The 12,458-nt window shown below is 71.1% G+C and carries 12 protein-coding genes; 5 read left to right on the forward strand and 7 right to left on the reverse strand.

The window, feature by feature from the left end:
• Window positions 1-2: 2 nt before the first annotated feature.
• From QFZ76_RS38480 to QFZ76_RS38495, 4 genes are all read right to left on the reverse strand, one after another.
• Window positions 3-1,016: a substrate-binding domain-containing protein gene (locus QFZ76_RS38480; RefSeq protein WP_307677991.1), complete on the reverse strand. Its 1,014-nt coding sequence runs from the start codon at window positions 1,014-1,016 to the stop codon at window positions 3-5.
• 259 nt (window positions 1,017-1,275) lie between these two features.
• A complete protein-coding gene (locus QFZ76_RS38485; protein ID WP_307677992.1) occupies window positions 1,276-2,073 on the reverse strand; it encodes an SAM-dependent methyltransferase in 798 nt (265 codons plus the stop codon).
• 34 nt (window positions 2,074-2,107) lie between these two features.
• A complete protein-coding gene (locus tag QFZ76_RS38490) occupies window positions 2,108-2,545 on the reverse strand; it encodes a DUF6114 domain-containing protein (protein ID WP_307677993.1) in 438 nt (145 codons plus the stop codon).
• On the reverse strand, window positions 2,545-3,183 hold the full coding sequence (locus tag QFZ76_RS38495) for a DUF6230 family protein (protein WP_307677994.1): 639 nt from the start codon (window positions 3,181-3,183) through the stop codon (window positions 2,545-2,547). Before QFZ76_RS38495 ends, QFZ76_RS38490 begins: the two co-directional genes overlap by 1 nt.
• A gap of 479 nt (window positions 3,184-3,662) precedes the next feature.
• Between QFZ76_RS38495 and QFZ76_RS38500 the strand changes: the two genes are divergently transcribed.
• Window positions 3,663-4,310 carry a Tat pathway signal sequence domain protein gene (locus QFZ76_RS38500; RefSeq protein ID WP_307677995.1) on the forward strand — a complete coding sequence of 216 codons (648 nt, stop codon included), beginning with the start codon at window positions 3,663-3,665 and terminating at the stop codon, window positions 4,308-4,310.
• Between the two features lie 29 nt (window positions 4,311-4,339).
• Here the strand turns inward: QFZ76_RS38500 and QFZ76_RS38505 are convergent, their stop codons facing one another.
• Window positions 4,340-5,296 carry a lytic polysaccharide monooxygenase gene (locus QFZ76_RS38505; protein ID WP_307677996.1) on the reverse strand — a complete coding sequence of 319 codons (957 nt, stop codon included), beginning with the start codon at window positions 5,294-5,296 and terminating at the stop codon, window positions 4,340-4,342.
• Between the two features lie 403 nt (window positions 5,297-5,699).
• On the opposite strand from QFZ76_RS38505, the gene QFZ76_RS38510 reads away from it, so the two are divergent.
• Window positions 5,700-7,499 (forward strand): S8 family serine peptidase, encoded by a 1,800-nt coding sequence (locus QFZ76_RS38510; protein ID WP_307677997.1) that lies wholly within the window; start codon window positions 5,700-5,702, stop codon window positions 7,497-7,499.
• 100 nt (window positions 7,500-7,599) lie between these two features.
• Here the strand turns inward: QFZ76_RS38510 and QFZ76_RS38515 are convergent, their stop codons facing one another.
• Window positions 7,600-8,454: an NAD(P)H-binding protein gene (locus QFZ76_RS38515; RefSeq protein ID WP_307677998.1), complete on the reverse strand. Its 855-nt coding sequence runs from the start codon at window positions 8,452-8,454 to the stop codon at window positions 7,600-7,602.
• Window positions 8,451-9,098, reverse strand: coding sequence for a ScbR family autoregulator-binding transcription factor (locus QFZ76_RS38520; RefSeq protein ID WP_307677999.1), 648 nt, complete (start codon window positions 9,096-9,098; stop codon window positions 8,451-8,453). Before QFZ76_RS38520 ends, QFZ76_RS38515 begins: the two co-directional genes overlap by 4 nt.
• A gap of 216 nt (window positions 9,099-9,314) precedes the next feature.
• On the opposite strand from QFZ76_RS38520, the gene QFZ76_RS38525 reads away from it, so the two are divergent.
• The 3 genes from QFZ76_RS38525 to QFZ76_RS38535 all read left to right on the forward strand — a co-directional run bounded on the left by QFZ76_RS38525 (window position 9,315) and on the right by QFZ76_RS38535 (window position 12,392).
• Window positions 9,315-10,181, forward strand: coding sequence for a ScbA/BarX family gamma-butyrolactone biosynthesis protein (locus QFZ76_RS38525; protein WP_307678000.1), 867 nt, complete (start codon window positions 9,315-9,317; stop codon window positions 10,179-10,181).
• A gap of 71 nt (window positions 10,182-10,252) precedes the next feature.
• Window positions 10,253-10,900, forward strand: a complete 648-nt coding sequence (locus tag QFZ76_RS38530; RefSeq protein WP_307678001.1) for a ScbR family autoregulator-binding transcription factor — start codon at window positions 10,253-10,255, stop codon at window positions 10,898-10,900.
• Between the two features lie 319 nt (window positions 10,901-11,219).
• The gene (locus QFZ76_RS38535) at window positions 11,220-12,392 is read left to right on the forward strand and encodes a damage-control phosphatase ARMT1 family protein (protein ID WP_307678002.1); all 1,173 of its coding nucleotides are present in this window, start codon (window positions 11,220-11,222) and stop codon (window positions 12,390-12,392) included.
• The last annotated feature ends 66 nt before the right edge of the window (window positions 12,393-12,458 follow it).

The raw sequence follows: 12,458 nt of genomic DNA on the forward strand, positions 1-12,458 counted from the left end.
GGTCAGCGGGTTCCGGCCGCGGCGAACCGCTCGACCGAGGCGACATTCGTCTTGGTGACGAACGCGGGACCGGTCAGCACGGGCGCCACGCCGCCGCCGCTCACATTGCCGTTCGTCCTGTACAGCCAGAGGGAGTCCACGGCGAGATAACCCTGCAGATACGGCTGCTGGTCCACCGCGAACTGCACATCGCCGCTGCGCACGGCCTTGACCAGGTCCTTGTCGAGGTCGAAGGTGGCGACCCGGGCCCGGCTGCCCGCCGCCTTCACCGACGTGACCGCGGCCCGCGCGAACTGCGCGCCCAGCGTGACGACTTCGTCGATGCTGGGGTCCTGTCGCAGACTGGCCGTGACGACGGCGTCCACCGCGTCCGGGTCGGTGCCCTCGACGTAGAGCATCTCGGTCTCGCCGTCGAACGCCTTCTTCACACCGGCGCAACGCGCCTCCAGGGCGACGTTGCCCCGCTCGTGGATGACGCACAGGGCGTGCCGGGCCTTGAGGCCGTCCAGCTTGTCCCCGACGGCCCGGCCCGCGAGGCTCTCGTCCTGTCCGAAGTACTGCAGGAGACCGGCCGAACGCCAGTCGTCGATACCGGAGTTGAGACCGACCACGGGGATCCCCGCCGCCTTCGCCTCGGCGACCGGACCCTTCATCGCCTGCGGCTTGGCCAGGGTCACGGCGATGCCGTCGACCTTGTCGCGGATCGCGTCCCGCACCAGTTCCGCCTGGCCGGCCGGGTCGGAGTCGTTCGCGTACGTCAGCTCGATGCCGTCCTTGGCGGCCGCGGCCCGGGCGCCCTTCTGCACCAGCTGCCAGAAGTCGTCCCCCTTGCCGCCGTGGGTGATCAGTGCGACCTTGAGCCCGCCGGAATCCGCCGTGCCCGCCGCGTCGGCGCCCGAGTCGAGCCGGGCACCCCCGGAACCGGTACAGCCGGCGAGGAGCAGACAGAGCGCGGCGACCACGGCGGCCCCACGAACGGATCCGGAGGAAACCTGAGGTGGGGGAGGAATGTTCATGGAGGGGGCACCTCGCTGTGCGGCCGAGCAAGTGGAACGTGAAAGCGAGGCCGGACCGCGGCTGTGCGCCGACCGGTTGTACTTTCACTGGCCTGGAGCCAACCGTGTGTGACCGCCGGTAGTCAAGTGATCGGCCGCTCGCAGTGAGCTCTCGGTGCCGCATTGTGATGGTCCGCTGCCCGCGGGAAGGCCGGGAGCGGGGTCAGCGGGGTTGCGGAACGGGGCGCCGCCCGTCGTCCCGGGCGGCGCCCCGACCGCGTCACGGCTTGCGCGCCACCACCCCGTACATCGCGATGACCGCGTCCCGGATCACCTCGGTGCCCGTGCCGTCCGGATGCCACTTGTGGACCTGGACGATCCCCGGCTCGACGAGTTCCAGCCCCGCGAAGAACTCCTCGGCCTCGGCGAGGGTACGCAGCCGCATCGGCATGCCCCGCGCCGCGTACTCGCGGGCGACCCGGGCCACCTCGTCCGGTGCGAACTCGGCGGTGCCGATGGACATCGCCAGGTAGCTGCCGGAGGGCAGCGGGTCGAGGAGACGGCGGACGATCCCCACGGCGTCGTCCTCGTCCATCATGAAGTGGACGATCGCGATGACGGTCAGGGCCACCGGCTGCGTCAGGTCGAGGGTCGCGCGCAGTTCGGGGGCGTCCAGGATGCTCGCCGGATCCCGCATGTCCGCCTCGATGTACGCCGTCCTCCCCTCCGGCGTGCCGTTCAGCAGGCCCTGGGAGAGGGCGAGGACGAGGGGGTCGTTGTCGACGTAGACGACCCGGGCGGCCGGGGACGCCGACTGGGCGATCTCGTGGATGTTGGGGGAGGTCGGGATGCCGGTGCCGACGTCGAGGAACTGGCGTATCCCCGCCTCCTCGGCGAGATGCCGCACCGCGCGGTTCATGAAGTCGCGGTTGGCCCGCATGTGCACCGGCAGCGCGGGCCACTCCCGGCACATGGCGTCGCCCGCCTCGCGGTCCGCCGGGTAGTGGTCCTTGCCGCCGATGATGTAGTCGTAGATCCGCGCGGAGTGCGCGCTCCCGGTGTCGATGTCTGGCTCCATGCACCTCCCTTCCCATCCTCAACTCACGTCTAATCTAGGCAGCTTGCTCCAGGACCGCCTTCGCCTCGCGCGCCTCCCTGCGCCGCTGCCGCCGGCTCCGCCGCGGCTCCTGGTCGGGAAGCCAGCCGAAGGCCAGGCAGCTGCCGGCGACTCCCAGCAGGAGGCCGATGAAGAAGCCGCCCAGGTTGGAGGTGACCCAGGTGCCCAAGGACAGCAGGACGCCGGTGATCGAGTAGAACAGCCGCTGCGCGGGGTTGAAGAGGATCAGCAGACCGAGCACCAGCATCAGGGTCGGCAGGAGATAGCCGGCCAGGCCCTGCGCGCCGGTGTGCAGCATGACCTTCAGCGACGCCTTCTCGGTGAGCAGGATCTCCGCACCGCCCAGGGCGAGCAGCAGCCCGCCCCAGAAGGGACGGGCGGCCCGCCAGCGCCGGAAGGCGGGCCGCATGCCCTGACGGGGCCCCTCGGACATCAGCAGCCCTTGCTGCTGAAGCCGAGCTTCAGGCCCGGCAGCTTGAACACTCCCGCCGTGGTGGCGTAGTTGGTTTGTCGCAGATTGGCGATGCGCACGGTGTCGGCCTGCTGGCTGAACACGCCGATCGGGCCCTTCACACCGGCCTTGGTGAGGGTGCTGGCGTCGTTGCCGATCTCGATGTTGTCGAAGGCGGCGTCGCCGGACAGCTCGGTCGAGTCGGTGGTCAGGTCGGTCGCCTCGACCTTGTCCTTCCCGCCGCCCGCGGTGAGCAGCAGGTTGGTGCCGCCCAGGTCGACGCTCTGGCACAGCTTGGTGAGTGTCGCGCTCTTGATCGCGGAGGTGATGACCAGCACCTGCCCGCCGGTGTCGCCCTCGTTGGGGCTGCCCGGCGCCATCTGGTCGAGGCCGCCGAACTGCTCGAAGCCGGTGCCGTTGAGCTCGGTGGCGGTGACGGTGAACGGCATGCCGGAGATGGCGAACTGCACACCCAGCGCCCCCTCCGCCGTCAGGATGGCGAGCCCCGCGGCGACCAGGGTGGCCGGCACGGCCATGACGGCGGCGCGGCGAGCCCTCACCCGCCCGCGTCTGGCGGGGAGTTCGGAATCTTCGGGGACTGCTGGTGAGGACGAGGCCATGGTCTGCTCCCGTGGGCATAGTCAATGCGATGGGGGTTCAGTGGCACACGGTGTCCTGGCGCGGACAGCGGAACTGGGCGCACCGCTCCTCGCAACTCCCGGTGACTGCAAGGGCTTTCTCGGTTACGCGTCAGTAGCCGTCGAGGAAGTTACCGGCGGTTACATTCGGGGGTCAAGCGTGTTGCGGGAAAAGAGTGTTGATTGTGTGCCACCTGTGTCCGGCGGCATCAACTCCCGTACAAAACCTTGACGTTGACCTTGACGTTGACTGACCCGCAGGTCTAGAACTCTCCCTGGCTCTCCCAGATCCGTGGCGCCGGATCCAGCCGCTTCCCGGACGTTCCGTCCAGTACGGGCATGTCGTTGCCCGAGGGCGCCGAGCGCGCGCCCCCCAGAGCACCGGCACGGCCCCCTTCCCCCTTGGGCCGTGCCGGTCGCGGAGAAATCCGCCCCCCACCCCCTCGGAAAGAGGCACCCGCATGCGTACGCGATCCCTCCTCACCCTCACCGCCGCCGTCGCCGCCCTCATCCTCCCCGCGGTCTCGCCCGCGTCGGCCGCCGACGGCACGGTCCTCACCACCGGCGGTCTCGGCGGCACCGCCGTCGCGGTCGGCGACGTCCTCACCGCGCCGCTGGCCACCGGCACCACCGCCACCCTCTACTCCAGCGCGACCGGCACCAGCGGCATCTCCTGCGCGTCCTCGCAGTTCACCGCCACCGTCACCGACAACCCGGCCGCGCCCGGCGCCGCCACCGAGTCGCTCGACGCGCACACCTTCGGCGGCTGCACCGCCAACGTCGTCGGCGTGCTCGGCGTCACCAGCATCACGGTCAACAACCTGCCGTACACCACGACCGTGACCTCCGACGGAACCGTCACGGTCACTCCGGCCAGTGGGTCCGTCATCCAGACCACGGTCGTGCTGCGCACCCTGCTGGGCAGCATCAACTGCGTCTACCAGGCACCCAGCCTGGTCGGCACGGCCGACAACGCCGACAACAGCATCAACTTCACCGGCCAGGAGTTCACGAGGACGTCCGGCTCCTCGCTCTGCTTCGCCAACGGCTACTTCACCGCGAAGTACGCCCCGGTGACCGCCGGGGACGCCCCGGTATTCGTCAACTGACCGATCCGGTAAAGGAGTTCAAGCGGCGTTCAGCGTCGACGCAGCCGCACCGCCACGGCGGCGCCCCCGGTGAGTACCAGCACCGCGGCGGCGCCGCCCGCCAGCATCGGCGCGGACGGGCCCGAGCCGGAGCCCCCGGTGGCGGCCACCGGTGTGCTGTCGGGGGCGGCGCCGGCCTTGGCGTCGGTGCCGGCCGGACTGCTCGCCGTGGCGGACGGACTGGCCTGCGCGGTGCTCTTCTTGACGGGAGCCGGGGAGGCCGAGGGACTCGCGCTCGTACGCGCCTGCTCGCCGTCCGCCGTGGCCGACGCGGATCCCGCCCCGGCCGGCTCCGCGCTCTTCGCCGCCGGGAAGACGACGTCCGAGCACGAGTAGTAGGTGTCCGGCGTGCTGCTGTTCTGCCACACCGTGTACAGCACCTGCCGTCCCGTCCGGTCGGCGGGCAGCTTCGCCCTGATCCGGTACGCGCCGTCCGTCAGCGCCGGGTCCGTCACCTCCGCGAACGGCCGCTCCGGCAGGTCGTCCCAGGCCAACGGCTTCGTCGGGTCGTAGCCCGGCTTCGTCAGATAGAGCCGGAACGTGCCGGTGTGCGGGATCGTCGAGACGTACCGCATGGTCAGCGTCCCGCCCGGGGTCAGCCGGGTCGACGGCCAGTCGGAGCGGGCGAGGTCGAGTCCCCGGTAGGCGGGCAGGCCGCCGCTGCACAGTTCCCCGTCGGGGATCGTCTGCCGGTCCCGGCCGTTCACGTTCGCGACACGCAGGTTGTCCCATGCCGTGAAGGGCGCCCCGTTGGCGGCGATGGCCGCCCGGCAGGCCGCCGACCCGGACGGGCTGCCGCCGTCGGGGGAGCAGGCGAAGACCCGGCTGACCGGATCCGTCGGCGCGCCGTGCGCCTGTGCGGGCGCCGCCGCCCACATGCCCAGCAGTAGGGAGCTCGTGACGGAGGCCGCCAGGGCGGCGGTGCGGTGTGCGGTGGTCCGGGGCATCCGGAACGTCTCCTCGGGCGGACGGGAACGACCTGCGCGCGTGCGGTGAACGGTGTGCTCCCGTCTATTACGGGAAAGCGGCCCGGCGCGTTCACGGCGTCGCCAACCTGCGCAAAACAGACCGTTCCCGGTCAACCGTCCGGTGCCGAGGGTGGGATCTCGGCCGGATCAAGGGTTTCCCCTGTATCCCGATGACCGTCCCTTTGCCTATCGTTCGACCACTGCCGACCCACAGGTAACCCCGGACGGGCCGGCCCCCGCGCCAGGCCGGCCCCTGCGCGCCTCCCTTCGCATCCCCCCACCCGGCTTCATCCCGCCCGGCTTCACCCCCCGCCGCTTCATCGCCGAAGCGATTCGACCGCCGCTCCGCGCTGCCCGGAGCACGGCCACGAAAGGCAAGCCCTTGCGAACCTCCCTCTCCTCCAGACGGAAGCTGATATCCGCCGCCGCGGTCTCCGCCGCCCTGCTGACGGCCGCCACCACCACGGTCGCCGTGGCCCAGGAGCCCGCCTCCCAGGTGCCCGCCGTCCCGGCCGCGCTGACCGAGGCCGCCCCCGGCACCCCGGCCGAGCGCCTCATCGTCGGCTACAAGTCCGGCGCCGCGGAGGCCAAGTCGAACCCGGCCGCCGAGGCGGACGCCGTGGCCAAGGGCAAGGAGGCCGGCGAGGACCTGGACTTCCAGCGCCGCCTCGGCACCGGTGCCGCCCTGGTCGACCTGGGCGCCGACCTCTCCGGGGCCGATGTCGCCGACGTCGTCGCCGAGTTCAAGGCCGACCCGCAGGTCGCCTACGTCGTACCGGACCGCCTGAACACCGCGAAGGCCGACCCGAACGACACCGAGTACGCCAAGCAGTGGGACCTGTTCGAGTCCACGGCCGGCATGAACGTGCCGGGCGCCTGGACGACCTCGACCGGCACCGGCGTCACCGTCGCCGTCATCGACACCGGCTACGTCGCCCACACCGACCTCGCCGCGAACATCGTCGCCGGCTACGACTTCATCGCCGACACCGCCGTCTCGGTGGACGGCAACGGCCGCGACAGCAACCCGGCCGACCCGGGCGACTACTACGCGGCCAACGAGTGCGGTTCCGGCATCCCGGCCAGCAGCTCCTCCTGGCACGGCACGCATGTCGCCGGCACCATCGCCGCCGTCACGAACAACAGCAAGGGCGTCGCGGGCATCGCGTACGGCGCGAAGATCTCCCCGGTGCGCGTGCTCGGCAAGTGCGGCGGCTACGACTCCGACATCATCGACGCCATCACCTGGGCGTCCGGCGGAACCGTCTCCGGCGTGCCCGCCAACACCAACGTCGCCAAGGTCATCAACATGAGCCTGGGCGGCGACGGGGCGTGCACCTCCGCGACCCAGAGCGCCATCAACGCCGCCGTGAACCGCGGTACGACCATCGCCGTCGCCGCGGGCAACGACAACGAGAACGTGTCGAGCCACTCGCCCGGCAACTGCGCCAACATCATCTCGGTCGCCGCGACCAACCGCACCGGAGCCAAGGCCTCCTACTCCAACTACGGCTCCCTCGTGGACATCTCCGCGCCCGGCGGCCAGACCAGCACCGGCACCGCCAACGGCATCCTGTCCACCCTCAACTCGGGTGCGAGCACGCCGTCCACGGAGTCGTACGCCTACTACCAGGGCACCAGCATGGCCACCCCGCACATCGCGGGCCTGGTCGCGCTGCTGAAGTCGGCGAACTCCTCGCTGACCCCGGCACAGATCGAGACGGCCATCAAGAACAACGCCCGTGCCCTGCCGGGCGCCTGCTCGGGCGGCTGCGGCGCGGGTCTCGCGGACGCGGCCAAGACCGTGGCTGCCGTCAGCGGCGGTACGAGCACGGGGACGACCTTCTCCAGCACCACCGCCGTCTCCATCCCGGACAACGGCTCGGCGGTCGAGTCCTCCATCGCGGTCAGCGGCCGCACCGGCAGCGCGCCCTCGGCCCTCCCGGTCGCTGTCGACATCACCCACACCTACCGCGGTGACCTGGTCCTCGACCTGATCGCCCCGGACGGTACGGCCTACCGCCTGAAGGCCGCGAGCTCCTCGGACTCCGCGGACAACGTCAACACCACCTACACGGTGAACGCGTCCTCCGAGACGGCCAACGGCACCTGGAAGCTGCGCGTCCAGGACACGGCCGCGCAGGACACGGGCACCATCAACGGCTGGAAGCTCACCTTCTGAGCAGTCGGGTGTGACAGGCGGGCGGGCCGGCCGGTGCGGATGGTGCACCGGCCGGCCCGCCGTCCGTCGTCCGTCGTATACACCGTGCGCATGATGCGCATCATGCGCGGAACGCGGTCAGGTGGTCGGCCGCCCAGTCCCGGTAGGCGCGGGCCGGCCGGCCGAGCACCTCGGCGACCGTCGGTTCCACCTGCGCCTTCGTCCCCTCCCGCCCGCGCGCGGAACTCTCCACCAGCGCATGGGCCACCTCGGCGGAGTAGCGCTCCAGCAACCGCCCGCGTGCCTGATTCACCGTCAGTTCGGCGAACACCAGGGGCCGTTCGAGCAGCTCCGCGAGGATCTCCGTCTGCCGTACGGGACTCACGGCCTCGGGTCCGGTGAGCGGGTACGTCCGGCCCGCGTGTCCCTCGGTGTCCGTCAGTGCCCGCGCCGCCACGTCCGCGATGTCCCGCGGATCCACCGCCGCGACTTCCGTGTCGCCGTGCAGGGCACGCACCACGCCCGCCTCCCGCACCGAGCGGGCCCAGCCGAGGGTGTTGGACATGAAGGCCCGGGGCCGCAGCAGCGTCCACGCGAGGCCCGAGGCACAGAGCAGCCGCTCGTTCTCCCGCTGCCACTCGGTGACCAGATCGGTGGCGTCGGGCTCGGTCACCGACAGGGTCGTCAGCTTCACCACATGACGGACTCCCGCGGTGCGGGCGGCCGTCAGGAAGTTCTCGTCGTGGGCGTGCGTCAGCGGGTCCGCGGTGACGAGCAGGGCGGACCGTACGCCGGTCACGGCCCGCAGCAGGCTGCCGGGATCCTCGAAGTCACCGCCCACGACCTCGGTGTGCGGGCCCGCGAGGCCGGCGGCGCGCCGCGGGTCGCGGGTCAGCAGCCGCACCGGCTCGGTGCCGGACAGCCGCCGGGCCACGTGTGGGCCGACCGTGCCGGTCGCCCCGGTCAGCAGGATCACGAAGCCGCAACCTCCAGCGATTCCAGGACCCGGGCGCCGCGGTCGGCCCTGCTGTCGAGGGCGATCAGCAGTCCCGGCACCGCGATGCTGGGCAGGATGTGCGCCCACAGCACGGACAGCCGGTGGCCGAGATCGGCCCGGTTGGTCAGCGCCCGTGACATCAGCTGGATGCCGGTGAACGAGCCGACCAGCAGGTCCACCGTCTCCCGCGGGTTCGCCGTCGGCAGCAACTCGCCCTGTACACGCGCCTGTTCCAGGAGGGCCGTCAGCCGGTGCGCCCACTGCCGGAACGGCTCGCCGTGATCCACCCCGGAGGGCGTCTCCTGGTCCACCGCCAGTCGTACGCTGCCCCGCAGCAGGGAGTTGCTCAGCAGCCGCTGCCCCACCACGAACGTCATGTCGATGATCTCCTGCACCTTGCAGGGCTGCGGCGGCACGGCCCCGAACGGCACCTGCTCGTTCAGCACCGCCTGGGCGAGGGACTCCTTGGAAGGGAAATGAAAATACAGGGCGCCCTTGGTGACGTCGGCCCGCTCCAGGACCATGGAAATGGTCGTGGACGTGTAGCCGTGCTCGTCGAAGACCGCGCCCGCCGCTTCCAGGATCGCTCTGCGCGTCCTGATGGCGCGCTCCTGTTGTGCCATAAGAGCCCCTCCACTGCGCCGAGTTGAACAAGTCGGCGACCGTGTGCCGCAGTGACCCCGATCATAGGATGCCGCGGACTGATCTCATTGAAAACAAACCGGTCGGCTCGTACTCTAACGCTCACCGGAGTGGACATCTCACTGTCCGCCATGGCCTTCGGGGGATCCGTAGGGAGAGACATGCCTCAGCCTCGGCACCTTGCCGAAACTCCGTCCATGACGGCGACCGTTCCCTGTCAACTCGTACACCGTGCGGCGGTGGCGGAGACGTTCCTCACCGGCTGGAGCCGGACCGCGGCCGACCGATTCTCCGTGTCGGCGCAGTGGCCGCGCACCCACGGATTACACGTGTCGGCGGACCGGTCCGCGTACGAACCGCTGCTCGTCGTGGAGACCGTGCGGCAGAGCGGAACACTGATAGCGCACACCGAGTACGAGGTGCCGATGGGCCACCACTTCGTGCTCCAGGAGTTCGAAGTCGACACCTTTCCCCAGCACTTGGCGGTGGGCGCGGTGCCGGCCGAACCGCTCGTCGAGGTCGCCTTCACCGAGGTCCAGTACCGGGGCCGCCGCCCGGTGGCCGCCCGCTACACGGCGGACGTCCTGCGCGGCGGCGACCGCGTCGCGACCGCGCGCGTGGCGTTCTCCTGCACCGGCGACTCCGTCTACCGGCGGCTGCGCGGCGGCCGTACACCCGCCACCGTGTCGCCTGTGCCGGTCCCGTCCCCGCTGCCGCCCGCCGCTGTCGGCCGTGCGCTGCCCGAGGACGTCGTCCTCGCCCCGGCCGACCGGCCGGACCGCTGGCAGCTGCGAGTAGATACCGCCCATCCCGTTTTCTTCGACCATCCGCTGGATCATGTGCCCGGCATGCTGCTCCTCGAGGCCGCCCGCCAGGCGGTATGGGCCCGAAGTCCCGGCGCCGGGCTGCCCGTTTCGTTCCGCATCGCCTTCCACCGGTACGCCGAACTGGACGAACCCACCTGGATAGAGGTTTCGGAAGAAAGCGACGGCACCGTACAAGTGCTGGGCAGACAGGGGGGATCGGCGGTCTTCGCATGCGCCGTCGGCACCGCCGCGTGGTGAGCTATCGTGGGGGAGAGCAAGAAACACAAACGGCGTGACCCGTTCTTTCCCGCACCAGGAGTGTCCCGTCGATGCCGAGGCAGTTACGCGCCGAGCAGACCCGCGCGACGATCATCACGGCCGCAGCCGACCTGTTCGACCGGCACGGCTACGAGTCGACCAGCCTGAGCGACATCGTCGAGCACGCCCAGGTCACCAAGGGCGCCCTCTACTTCCACTTCGCGGCGAAGGACGACCTGGCCCACGCGATCATGGAGCTCCAGTCGCGTGCCTCGCGGGGGCTGGCGCACGAGATGGACGCCCGTAGCTCCTCCTCCCTCGAAGCCCTGATGCGCCTCACCTTCGGCATCGCGCACCTGTCCGTCGAGGACCCCATCCCCCGGGCCGGCCTCCGGCTCGCCACCGGGGGAGTGGAGGTACGCGCCCCGCTGCGGCACCCCTTCACCGAGTGGCTGGACATCGCCTCCCGCAAACTCCTCGGCGCCGTCAAGGAGTCCGACCTCCACCCCGACACCGACATCGACGCCGCCGCCCACTCCCTCGTCTGCTCCTTCGTGGGCACCCGCGTCGTCAGCCGCCACCTCGAACCGGTGACCCGCCAGCCCCGCAGACTCGCCGAGATGTGGCACCTCCTGATCCGAGGCCTGGTTCCGGTACCGCGCCGCGCCCGCTATCTGACGCTGGTCGCGCAGTTGGAGCGGGAGATCAGGGCGGTGTGAAGGACCGGGGGCGGCGGCGGAAATCCCACAGGTGCCGGGCCTTGGGCTCGCGCCCGCAGGGTTTCGGGCGTGCGCCCGCCGGGCTCTCGGCTCGCCCGTCGCGGGGTTTTGGCCTTGTGCCCGTCGGGCTTTCGGCTTGCCCGCCGCGGGGTTTTGGGCTTGTGCCCGCGGGGCTCTCGGCTCGCCCGCCGCCAGGCTCCTCGGCTTGCGCCCACCACGCTCCTCGGCTTGCGCCCGCCACGCTCCTCGGCTGGCGCCCACACGCCCCCGGCTCCCGCCCACCACGGCCCCGTCCGACCTGCGCGATACCGTGAGTCACATGCCCGACACCTCGCCCGCGCCCCTGATCCTCGGCAACGAACCCGGTGCCTTTCCGCGCAGTGTGCTCGCCGAGCGGCATCCCGCCATCATCCGGCAGGTGCGCGAAGCCTTTCCGTACGGTCCTGAGCAGCACCGTGGCCTTGACGAGCTGCTCGTGAGTTGTACCGAGGGTGTCGTCGAACCGCTCCCCGCCGACGCGCACGACCTTGACCGGTGGAAGACCTGGGGCATCGACGGGTACGTCGGCCGTTCCTGGTTCGACGTGCCGTGGCTGTGGTCCGAGAGTTACTTCTACCGTCGGCTCCTCGAAGCCGTCGGATACTTTGGCTTCGGCGCCTGGCAGGGCATCGACCCCTTCCGTCCCTTCAAGCTCGCCGAGCTCCACTCCCGGGAGACCGACGAGGAACTGGCGGCCCTCGACGACCTCGCCGACCGGCCCGAGGACGAACAGGCAACCGCCCTGCTGCACGGCTCGCTGTGGGGCAACCGTGCCGACCTCGGCTTCCGGCTCTCCGACGCGGAGGCGGAGGGCCGGGCCGCCGTCCCGGGCCTGGTCGCCGACGACAGCGGCACCTTCTGGTCGTTGCTCACGGGCGAGGGCGCGCTGTGTCTGATCGCCGACAACGCCGGTCGCGAGCTGATCCCCGACCTGCTGCTCATCGCCCACCTCCTGACCCACGGCCGTATCGAGCGGGCGGTCCTACACGTCAAGCCGTACCCCTACTACGTTTCCGACGCCACGGCCGCCGACGTGGTCGACGCCCTGCGCCGCCTCACGGACGCGCCGGGCCGGGCCGCCGAGTACGGGCGCGGCCTCTGGGCCGCCATGGCCGACGGCCGCCTCACGGTCCGCGCCCACCCCTTCTCCTGCGCCCCGCTGCCGTACGCGGACATGCCCGACGACCTCCGCACCGAGCTCGCCGGGGCGACACTGACCGTGGTGAAGGGCGACCTCAACTACCGCCGCCTGGTGGGAGACCGGAGGTGGCCCCCGACGACCCCCTTCGCCGAGGTCACCGCTCACTTCCCCGGCCGGGTCGCCGCCCTGCGCACCCTGAAGTCCGACGTGGTCACCGGCCTCGACGCGGACACGGAGGCCGCGCTGGTCGCCGCCGAGGGGCAGCGCTGGCGTACCGGCGGGACCCATGCGCTGATCCAGGTCAGGCCGTGAAGAGCGTTATGCTGCCGAGTTGTACCGGTGGGCTGCCCTACGTCCCGCCGACGGGCAGCGAAAGAG

Source organism: Streptomyces sp. V4I2 (assembly GCF_030817655.1).
GTDB lineage: Bacteria > Actinomycetota > Actinomycetes > Streptomycetales > Streptomycetaceae > Streptomyces > Streptomyces plumbiresistens.

Excerpts from the sequence above, each read along its gene's own strand:
- QFZ76_RS38495 (WP_307677994.1), bottom strand. The coding sequence starts at position 3,183 with ATGGCCTCGTCCTCACCAGCAGTCCCCGAAGATTCCGAACTCCCCGCC.
- QFZ76_RS38520 (WP_307677999.1), bottom strand. The coding sequence starts at position 9,098 with ATGGCACAACAGGAGCGCGCCATCAGGACGCGCAGAGCGATCCTGGAA.
- QFZ76_RS38525 (WP_307678000.1), top strand. The coding sequence starts at position 9,315 with ATGACGGCGACCGTTCCCTGTCAACTCGTACACCGTGCGGCGGTGGCG.
- QFZ76_RS38535 (WP_307678002.1), top strand. The coding sequence starts at position 11,220 with ATGCCCGACACCTCGCCCGCGCCCCTGATCCTCGGCAACGAACCCGGT.
- QFZ76_RS38490 (WP_307677993.1), bottom strand. The coding sequence starts at position 2,545 with ATGTCCGAGGGGCCCCGTCAGGGCATGCGGCCCGCCTTCCGGCGCTGG.
- QFZ76_RS38500 (WP_307677995.1), top strand. The coding sequence starts at position 3,663 with ATGCGTACGCGATCCCTCCTCACCCTCACCGCCGCCGTCGCCGCCCTC.
- QFZ76_RS38485 (WP_307677992.1), bottom strand. The coding sequence starts at position 2,073 with ATGGAGCCAGACATCGACACCGGGAGCGCGCACTCCGCGCGGATCTAC.
- QFZ76_RS38530 (WP_307678001.1), top strand. The coding sequence starts at position 10,253 with ATGCCGAGGCAGTTACGCGCCGAGCAGACCCGCGCGACGATCATCACG.
- QFZ76_RS38505 (WP_307677996.1), bottom strand. The coding sequence starts at position 5,296 with ATGCCCCGGACCACCGCACACCGCACCGCCGCCCTGGCGGCCTCCGTC.
- QFZ76_RS38480 (WP_307677991.1), bottom strand. The coding sequence starts at position 1,016 with ATGAACATTCCTCCCCCACCTCAGGTTTCCTCCGGATCCGTTCGTGGG.